Source organism: Bradyrhizobium sp. (assembly GCF_047605465.1).
In the GTDB taxonomy this organism is placed as follows: Bacteria; Pseudomonadota; Alphaproteobacteria; order Rhizobiales; family Xanthobacteraceae; genus Bradyrhizobium.
On the sequence record NZ_JASGFS010000113.1, the window covers coordinates 1 to 9029 of the forward strand.

Consider the following 9029-nt stretch of genomic DNA (forward strand, 5'->3'; position numbering starts at 1 on the left):
GCCCGACGTCTACGTCACCTGCGACGTCTGCAAGGGCAAGCGCTACAACCGCGAGACGCTGGAGGTGCTGTTCAAGGGCAAGAGCATCGCCGACGTGCTCGACATGACCGTCGAGGAAGCCGCCGAGTTCTTCAAGGCGGTGCCGCGCGTGCGCGACACCTTCGAGACGCTGCGCCGCGTCGGTCTCGACTACATCCATGTCGGCCAGCAGGCCACCACGCTCTCGGGCGGCGAGGCCCAGCGCGTGAAGCTCGCCAAGGAGCTGTCCAAGCGCGCCACCGGCCGCACGCTCTACATCCTGGACGAGCCGACCACCGGCCTGCACTTCCACGACGTCAAGAAGCTCTTGGAGGTGCTGCACGAGCTGGTCGCGCAGGGCAACACGGTCGTCGTCATCGAGCACAATCTCGAAGTCATCAAGACCGCGGACTGGGTCATCGACCTCGGTCCCGAAGGCGGTGACGGCGGCGGCGAGATCGTCGCCTGGGGACCTCCGGAAGACATCGCCAAGGCGCCGCGGAGCTACACGGGCAAGTTCCTGGAGCCGGTGTTGAAGAAGGCGCGCAAGCCGAAGCGACGGAGCACGAGCGAGGCGGCGGAGTAGATATCTCCACCGTCCTCGCCGGGGGGCTCTCCGAGCACGGAGCAGCGAGGAGCCGCGATGCCCAGCCGAACCTACAGGCTCTTTCGTCAAGCCATTCTCGCCGAACGGCAGGTGACCTGCACATATGAGGGTCGCTATCGCGAGCTCTGCCCGCACATCATCGGTACGAACAGACACGGCGAGGAGGCTGTGCTGGCCTGGCAGTTCGCCGGTGAGAGCAGCGGGCCGCTGCCGCAATGGCGGTGCCTGAGGCTGGCCAGTGTGAGGGATGCCGGGATGCGTGATGGCCGCTGGCACGAGGGCGGCTCGCACCGAACCACGCAGACCTGCGTCAGCGCGATCGATCTCGACGTCAATGTTCACGTGCGCAAGTTGCGATAAGCCTCTATGATCGAGTGATCGTTCCATCATCGCGTTTCCAGCGCGCCCGATGCCCGGTCCCGGACGGCACTTTCGCCCCTCCATGCCCTACTCCCTCGCCATCTTCGATCTCGACGGCACGCTGGCCGACAGCTTTCCGTGGTTCCTGCGCACCATCAACGAGGTCGCCGACCACTTCGACTTTCGTCGTGTCAGGGAAGAGGACGTCGAAAGTCTGCGGCTGGCCTCGACGCGCGAGATTCTCGGCTTTCTCGACGTGCCCCTGTGGAAGCTGCCGGCGATCATGCGGCATGCGCGGCGTCTGAAGGCGGATGCGGCGGCGGAGATTTCGTTGTTTCCCGGCGTCGAGACGATGCTGAACACGCTCGCCGAAAACGGCGTGCAGCTCGCGCTGGTGTCGTCCGACAGCGAAGCCAATGCCCGCGAGAAGCTGGGCGACACCGCTCGGCTGTTCTCGCATTTCGATTGTTCAGCCTCGGTGTTCGGCAAGCCCGCCAAATTCCGCCGCGTCATCCGGCGGGCCGGAATCGCGCCGGCGCGGGTCATCGCGATCGGCGACGAGGTCCGCGACATCGAGGCGGCACGGGCCGTCGGCATCGCCTGCGGCGCGGTGAATTGGGGTTATGCCGCGCCGGCGGCGTTGCAGGCGCTTGCGCCGGACCACATGTTCGCGCACATCAGCGAGATCGTGGACGCGGTCTGTCCAATCCCGGCCAGGGCCTGATCGGCATCGACACGCGACGTCAGGAGACGATCATGGCACTCACGGATGCAGCCCGCCTGAAGCTCCTCGCGCCGCCGGCCGGCCGGCTTCGCGTCGTGCTCGACACCGACACCTACAACGAGATCGACGACCAGTTCGCTCTGGTGCAGATGCTGCTGTCGAAGGAGCGCTTCGACGTCGAGGCGATCTACGCCGCGCCGTTCTTCAACGCGCGCGCGGACAGTCCCGGCCACGGCATGGAACTGAGCTATCAGGAGATCCTCCGCCTGCTGGAACGGCTGAACCTCGCGCCCGATGGGCTGGTCCATCGTGGCGTCGCCGACTATGTCGGTCCCGAAAAGCAGGCCCGCGACGCGCCCGCCGTCGACGATCTCGTGGCCCGGGCACGCGCGGGCTCTCCTGACGATCCGCTTCATGTCGTCGCCATCGGTGCCATCAGCAACGTCGCCTCGGCGCTGCTCAGGGCACCCGACATCATCGACCGCATCGTCGTCGTATGGCTCGGCGGCCATGCGCTCGAATGGCCGCACACGGTCGAGTTCAATCTCAAGCAGGACGTCGGCGGCGCGCAGGCGCTGCTGGACAGCGGCGTGCCGCTCGTGCTCGTGCCGTGCATGGGCGTCACCTCGCGCCTGCACTCGACAGTGCCGGAGATCGAGCGCTACGTCGAACCGAACGGCAGCATCGGCGCGTTCCTGGCCATGCGCTTCAAGGAGTACTCGTCCGATCATCTCGGCTGGGCCAAGGAGATCTGGGACATGGCGCCCGTCGGCTGGCTGCTCAATCCCGATTGGGCGCCGAGCGTGATCGTTCCGGCGCCGGTCCTGACCAACCAGATGACCTGGAGCATCGACCGCAGGCGCCACGCGATCCGCTACGTGACCCATGTGGACCGCAATGCGATCCTGAAGGATTTCTTCCTGAAGCTGAAGGCGTTTGCAGGATCGCGATCGCCCTAGCCCGGATCGACGAGGCGATCTCCGGGCCGAACGCACCACAACCGCTTGCGCCGTCCGGCGGCCGAAACACCCAGGGACGGGTCAACGATCCCGACCGCAAATAATTCGCTTTATCAGTATTTCGGATTATCGTACAAAGCGCCATCCCAACCCGGCCGAGGGGCGGATCGCGATCGTCACGAACGCGGGATGGGACGTGGTGGACGCAGGCGGCGTCGGCGCGACAACGGTTTGCAGGGCGGGTCACTCCGTGAGCGAACACGACGCGCACACGACCGGCGCAGCCTGCGTACGGCAAAATCGCGTGGTCCTGGCGCCCGGAGCCTGCGCGCCAAGTCTTGCGGTGATGTGTGCGGCCCGACCGGGCTCGCGCATCAGCGAACCGCGGGGCGACGGGGGCAATAGTGCATCGCTCCCCGGGGAGAGCGCGACATAAGCCGTAAGACCACTGCGCAGGGAAGGCCGGAATGTCAGGCTGCCCTGTATGCTGCTGTGCATTTGTTTCCAGCGCATTTGCGCACAGCGGACCACGGGTGCCAGCCGGCACCCGGCCTTCCCTGCGCCCTCGGCACTCCGAGGGCCGGACGACTTCCGAAAAACTCGGGCCGAACAAGCCGCGAGAACGGGTCAGCTTGTCCCCACCCCGTCATTGCGAGCGCAGCGACGCAATCCAGAACCTTGCGGCGGTGATCGAGTTGCGCCGCGCTCGCAATGACGACGGAGCGAGCGCGTGTCGGTCGCGGCCCGCGCCTACTCGGTCAGCGCCGCCTCGACGAAACCACGCGGATCGTCGCAGAACTCACGCATCACCCGGTAATGATCGGTCTGCTCCACGCTGGTCGGCTCCAGGCCGCCTTTCCCGAGTCGCAGCAACTGCGCGCCGGGATACGCCATCAGCAGCGGCGAATGGGTTGCCATGATGACCTGGCAGATCCGGGACTCGTCCATGCGGCGCAGCAGCTTCAGGAATTCGACCTGGCGCGCGGGCGACAGCGCCGATTCCGGCTCGTCGAAGATGAAGATGCCCTGGCGCTGGCAGCGTTCTTCGAAGAAGCGCAGAAACCCCTCGCCGTGGGAATGCGACAGGAAATCCGGCCCGGTCTGGCCGGCGTCACGCGCGGCCTTGTCGAGATATCGCGCCACCGAGAAGAAACTCTCGGCGTGGAAAAACCAGCCATTGCTGATCTTCGGCAGCCAGCTCGCGCGCAAGGTCCTGGAAAGTTCGCCGCCCATCTTCTCCCTTGCCTCGGAGTGGTCGACGGGCATGTAGCCCTTTCCTCCACCAGCCTCGTCGTAGCCGGCAAGCGCCGCGATCCCCTCGAGGATCGTCGACTTCCCGGCGCCATTCTCGCCGACGATGATGGTGATGGCGGCATCGAAGCCGAGCTCGAAATCATCGGGGAAGATGGGCAGGCAAAACGGATAGGCCTCGCGATCGCTGACTTGCGACGGCTCGAGCCAGACCCTCCTGAGATACGGCGCAGGCAGGTTGATCGTTCGATTGCCCTTCCGTGCCATCGCGTCCCCGGCAGCCTCAAATCGTGGAAAATGGAACGTATCAGGAACGACCATTCCATGGAAGCGGTACGATGCCGTCGGCGCGACCTAGTCCAGGACCTCCAGCACCAGCTCCATGGTCATCAGCACGGGGTTATCGCCGCGGATCAGGCGCCCATCCGCGATGCCGCCGGTGTAGTCGACCAGCGCGACGTCGAGCGCGGCTTCCGCGGTCCCGGAGGGACCGGGCGCGATCGTGCCCGCCGTGATCGCCAGTTCGGTGGCGAACGGCTCGATCACGCCTCCATGGGTGAAGCGCGCGCCGATGGTCGAGCCGACACCGCCGCGCAGCCTGGCGCGTGCAACGCCCTGCATGCGGCAGAAATCCTCGAGGCATCCGGCAAAGTCCTGGTTGGGCCGCAGCCGCAGCGCGAAGGCGCGTCCGGTCGTACGGGCGCCGCAGCCCGGCGCGGCCACCGGACCGAACAGCTTGAAATTCGTCTCCGGATCAGGCTCGGCGGTGAACATTGCGCCGTCCAGACCGAAGGCCTCGACTTCGAACGGCTCGGCGACGACCGTCTCGTCCGGCAGCATGTGGCCGCCGCTGGTGATGCCGTCGGCTTCGATCCACAGCCCGTGGCAATGAAAGAACGGCGCACCGTCGCGCATGCCGAGCGTCATGCTGCCGAGCTTCGTGCGCGTGATGCCTTTCGGCCGATAGGTGTCGCTGTAGAACGCGGCGTTCTCACCGGTCTTCGACAGCGCCGGCATGACATAACCGAACGGCCCGAGCGCACCGTCGCCGAAATTGAGCACACCGCCGGCAAAGCCCTCGGCCGCGAAGCCGCGCCGTGCGGCTTCGAGCAGCGGCAGGCCGGCTTCCAGCACGAACGAGAAGCCACGCCCCCGCGCCTCCACCCATTGGATGCGTTCGACGACCTGCGCTCCCGGTTGCTTGATGCTGCGCATGTGCCTGGTTCAACCCGCCTGCGTCTTGTCGAGATCGAGCAAGCCGCGCGCCTCGAGCTCATCGCGCACCATGCGCTTGGGAATCTTGCCGTAGCCGGACTTCGGCAGCGCGTCCCAGAAGAAGAAGCGCTTCGGCATCTTGTAGCGCGGCACCTTCGGCGAGAGGAATGCCGCCATCTCCGCCTCGGTCACCGGCTTCTCGCCCTCGCGCGCGACGCAGACGGCGACCCCGACCTCGCCCCAGGTCGCATCGGGCACGCCCAGCACCGCGACCTCGCCGACCGCGGGATGGGTCAAGATCTTCTCCTCGATCTCGCGCGGATAGATGTTCGAGCCGCCGGAAATGTACATGTCGGAGGCGCGCCCGGTGATGTAGACGAACCCCTCATCGTCCATGTGTCCGAGATCGCCGGTGCGGAACCAGCCATTGCGAAACGCCTTCGCGTTGGCTTCGGGGTTGTCGTAATAGCCGGCGAGCACGGCGGGGCCGATCACGCAGATCTCGCCGCTCTGGTTGGCCGCGAGTTCGCGTCCCTCGTCGTCCTGGATCGAGACCTGCATGCCAGTGCGCTCGAAGCCGCAAGTGCCGATCCTGGCATGGGGGCCGTCCTCTGGATCGTGCAGCGCCGCCGGCAGCACCGTGATGTTGCCGGTGACCTCGCCCAACCCGAAATACTGCACGATCACCTTGCCGAGCTTCTTGAGCGCGGCCTTCTGGTCCTCGCGATACATCGGCGCGCCGGCATAGATGACGTGACGCAGCGAGGAATGATCGTATTTGTCGGCGGCCGGATGCTCGACCATCATCTTGAGAATCGTCGGCACCGTGAAGAGATTGCTGACGCGGTGCGCCTCGATCAGGCGGAACGCCTCGTTGATGTCGAATTTCTCGGTCGGCAGCAGCACGGTGCGCACGCCGCGCGCGGTCTGCACCAGTTGATGCACGCCGGCGCCATGCGAGAGCGGCGCCACCACCAGCGAAGCATCCGCTTCCGCGACGCCGGGCGTGAGATCGGCAAGATGATTGGTGACGACAAAGCCCATCTGTCCGTGGGTCAACACCGCCGCCTTGGAGCGGCCGGTCGTTCCCGAGGTGAAGAAGAACCAGCAGGGATCGTCGTGCTCGACCGCGACGTTCTCGACCACGGTCCCCATGTGCGAGGCGATGGCATCCGCCACCGAACGTTCGCCGAATGTGGCCTTGCCGTCGACGCTCCAGGTGAATTCCAGCGCCCCGCCATTCACCGCCGCGGCGTGCTCGGGGAAATCGACGTGACACAGGAACGCCTTCGCACCGGATGTCTGCGCGAGATAGGTCACCTCGTCCGGCATCAGGCGGAAATTGGTGGGAACCCAGACTGCGCCGAGCCGGAATGCGGCGAACATCGAGAAGAACATCTCGTCGCCGTTCTTGGAATGGACGAGGATGCGGTCGCCCTTGGCGATGCCGCGCGCGGCGAGCGCCGCCGCCAGCGCCGAGACCTGCGCGTCCATCTCGCGCCAGGTCCAGGATCTGTCACCCCAGACGAAGCCGGGACGCGATGCATGCCGCCGCGCATTCTGCGTCAGCATGTGAGCGAGATTCATGACGCGGCGGGACATGCGCAGGGACTGCATCGGGCTTCCTCTTCGACGGCGGACGGCGCACGCGCCGCCTGCTCATTGCAGTCCATTTATCGCCTTCGTCGGCGGCCTCGCAAGGCCGCCGGTCGGGGCGGCCTCGATGCCCCCATTCAAGGAATTTTAAGCAAGATGGGGGCAACCTCGGCCCGTTCCCGCGTACAGAGTGCTGCACCATGGTCAAAGCGCCCGCCGTTCTCCTGCTGTCGATGGCGCTTGCCGGATGTGCCATGGCGCCTCAGGCGCGGCTCGCACCCGATCCCGCCTTCAAACCGGCCGTCTATGCCTGGGATGGAGCCGGTGAGGATCCGAACCAGCAGCCTTCCGCCTCCGAACCATCGCGCGCGATGCGCGCCGCTTCCAAGGCCGAGCGCAACACGTCGCAGGCCGCGCTCCAGCCCTATTCGAAAGAGTGGTGGCAAGCTCAGGACGGCATTGACGCGGAGCAGGATGCCAGGGTCAGCCGCGCGCTCGTCATCTGCCAGGGTTGCCTGCGTCCGCAGCCGCAGCCCGAGGACACCAGGCTGGCCAAAGCGGCCGATTGAACCGAACGGCCCCGAGATCGCTCTACAGAGATACGCGCCGACGCCGGCCGCCCCGGTCGGTCGTCGCGCGCCATCATCTCAGGGATACTCCATGCTCACCCGCCGCAGCCTCATCGCCACCGCGCTTCTCGTCGCCGGCATCAACCCGGCCCTCGCCCAAGCTCCCGCGCCCACCGACCCCGTGGCGATCCTGACCGCAATCTACACCCGCGCGGCCAAGGGCAAGGGCGACGGTGGCGGCTCCTTCGTGATCGAGAACAAGACGGCCAAGGCCAAGTACCTGTCGAAATCGCTGATCGCATTGTGGGCCAAGGCCGATGCGCATACGCCCAAGGGCGATGTCGGGCCGGTCGACTTCGATCCCGTGACCAATTCGCAGGAGCCGGACGTCAAATCGTTCAAGGTTGACGCCGAGAAGATGGAGGCCGACAAGGCCTCCGTCGCGGTCACCATCACCGGCCACCGCAACGACCGCAAACCGGCCGACCAGATCGTGCATTACGAGTTCGTGCGCGAGGCCGATATCTGGAAGATCGACGACATCAGGGGCTCCTCCGATGGCGAGGCCTGGTCGGTGCGAAAGATGCTGACGGACTCGCTGAAGACCTGACGGGAGACACCATGAGCGACGTGACCAACGACGAGGCGCATCACCGCTATCAGCTCGAGGCGGAGGGCTACCTCGCAGCGACCTACTACACGCTCGATGGCGACGTGATCACCTTCGTGCACACCGAGGTGCCCCCCGAACTCGGCGGCAAGGGCATCGGCTCGAAGCTGGTCAAGGGCGCGCTCGATCAGGTCCGTGCCGCCGGCCTGAAAGTCGTCGCGCAGTGCCCGTTCGTGAAGGCCTATATCGAGAAGCACCCGGACTATCAGGATCTGCTGAAGACTTGATCGTCATCGCGGGCCGCAGGCTCGGACGACGAGATCGAGACGAACGCAGCAGCCGATGCAGCGAGGCCGAACGGGACACGCATTTGCGGATATCTCCCCTGCGGCAACCTTCCTCGGTCGCGTCTTGGCAAGGGCGGGTTCTGGCGCCTAGATCAGGGGACTGACAGTTCGGAAGGATTTTCCATGGCGGCATCGGTACGCGACAACAAGGACAGGAGCCGCTTCGAGCTGGATGTCGGCCAGGAGATCGCCTTCGCGAATTACCGGCTGACGGCTTCGGCCGTGATCATCACCCACACCGAGACGCCGCGCGCGCTGCGCGGCCAGGGCATCGCATCCGAACTGGTGAAGGGCGCGCTGGAATTGATCCGGCGCGACGGCAGGAAGGTGATCGCGGGTTGCGGCTTCGTCGTCGACTATCTCGACAAGCATCCGGAAAACGCCGATCTGGTCGCCTGACGCAAAAAGGGCCCGCGAGATCGCGGGCCCTTGCAGCGACCGAGCGGTCGGTTAGTGCTTGATCTCGGGCGGCAGCTTGCCGCCATTGGCGGCGAGCTTGGACATCACCTGCTTGTGCAGCCAGACGTTCATGCTGGCGGAGTCGTTCGTGTCTCCGGTGTAGCCGAGCTCCTTGGCGAGGTCCTTGCGCGCAGCCAGGCTGGAATCGACGTCGAGCGCCTTCATGAGGTCGACGATCGAGGTGCGCCATTCCAGCTTCTCGCCCTTGTGGGCGGCGGCGGCCTTGTCGACTATCGCAGCCACGTCGACGCTTGCCATGGGCGCGGCAGCGGGAGCGGACGACGGCGCCGCACCCGCGGGCGCGCCGGCCGAGG

At 66.0% G+C, this 9029-nt stretch carries 12 protein-coding genes; 8 read left to right on the top strand and 4 right to left on the bottom strand.

From position 1 onward, the window contains the following. From QM712_RS35615 to QM712_RS35630, 4 genes are all read left to right on the top strand, one after another. On the top strand, positions 1-604 hold a 604-nt coding region (locus QM712_RS35615), incomplete at its 5' end, for an ATP-binding cassette domain-containing protein (RefSeq protein WP_415027828.1). A 57-nt stretch (positions 605-661) separates the two neighbouring features. Next, positions 662-985, top strand: coding sequence for a hypothetical protein (locus QM712_RS35620; RefSeq protein WP_415027829.1), 324 nt, complete (start codon positions 662-664; stop codon positions 983-985). 82 nt (positions 986-1067) lie between these two features. Beyond that, positions 1068-1709 (top strand): HAD-IA family hydrolase, encoded by a 642-nt coding sequence (locus QM712_RS35625; protein ID WP_415027830.1) that lies wholly within the window; start codon positions 1068-1070, stop codon positions 1707-1709. 32 nt (positions 1710-1741) lie between these two features. Continuing rightward, positions 1742-2668, top strand: a complete 927-nt coding sequence (locus QM712_RS35630) for a nucleoside hydrolase (protein ID WP_415027831.1) — start codon at positions 1742-1744, stop codon at positions 2666-2668. Between the two features lie 750 nt (positions 2669-3418). Here QM712_RS35630 and QM712_RS35635 read toward each other — a convergent pair. From QM712_RS35635 to QM712_RS35645, 3 genes are all read right to left on the bottom strand, one after another. Beyond that, on the bottom strand, positions 3419-4186 hold the full coding sequence (locus QM712_RS35635; RefSeq protein ID WP_415027832.1) for an AAA family ATPase: 768 nt from the start codon (positions 4184-4186) through the stop codon (positions 3419-3421). Between the two features lie 87 nt (positions 4187-4273). Beyond that, positions 4274-5134 carry a PCC domain-containing protein gene (locus tag QM712_RS35640; RefSeq protein WP_415027833.1) on the bottom strand — a complete coding sequence of 287 codons (861 nt, stop codon included), beginning with the start codon at positions 5132-5134 and terminating at the stop codon, positions 4274-4276. Between the two features lie 9 nt (positions 5135-5143). Then, a complete protein-coding gene (locus QM712_RS35645; RefSeq protein WP_415027834.1) occupies positions 5144-6751 on the bottom strand; it encodes an acyl-CoA synthetase in 1608 nt (535 codons plus the stop codon). Between the two features lie 179 nt (positions 6752-6930). On the opposite strand from QM712_RS35645, the gene QM712_RS35650 reads away from it, so the two are divergent. The 4 genes from QM712_RS35650 to QM712_RS35665 all read left to right on the top strand — a co-directional run bounded on the left by QM712_RS35650 (position 6931) and on the right by QM712_RS35665 (position 8655). After that, positions 6931-7299, top strand: a complete 369-nt coding sequence (locus QM712_RS35650) for a hypothetical protein (protein WP_415027835.1) — start codon at positions 6931-6933, stop codon at positions 7297-7299. Positions 7300-7390: 91 nt separating this feature from the next. Beyond that, positions 7391-7909, top strand: a complete 519-nt coding sequence (locus tag QM712_RS35655; protein WP_415027836.1) for a DUF3828 domain-containing protein — start codon at positions 7391-7393, stop codon at positions 7907-7909. A gap of 11 nt (positions 7910-7920) precedes the next feature. Further along, positions 7921-8196, top strand: a complete 276-nt coding sequence (locus QM712_RS35660) for a GNAT family N-acetyltransferase (protein WP_415027837.1) — start codon at positions 7921-7923, stop codon at positions 8194-8196. 183 nt (positions 8197-8379) lie between these two features. After that, the gene (locus tag QM712_RS35665; RefSeq protein ID WP_415027838.1) at positions 8380-8655 is read left to right on the top strand and encodes a GNAT family N-acetyltransferase; all 276 of its coding nucleotides are present in this window, start codon (positions 8380-8382) and stop codon (positions 8653-8655) included. A gap of 51 nt (positions 8656-8706) precedes the next feature. Here QM712_RS35665 and QM712_RS35670 read toward each other — a convergent pair. Further along, on the bottom strand, positions 8707-9029 hold a 323-nt coding region (locus QM712_RS35670; protein ID WP_415027839.1), incomplete at its 5' end, for a DUF3597 domain-containing protein.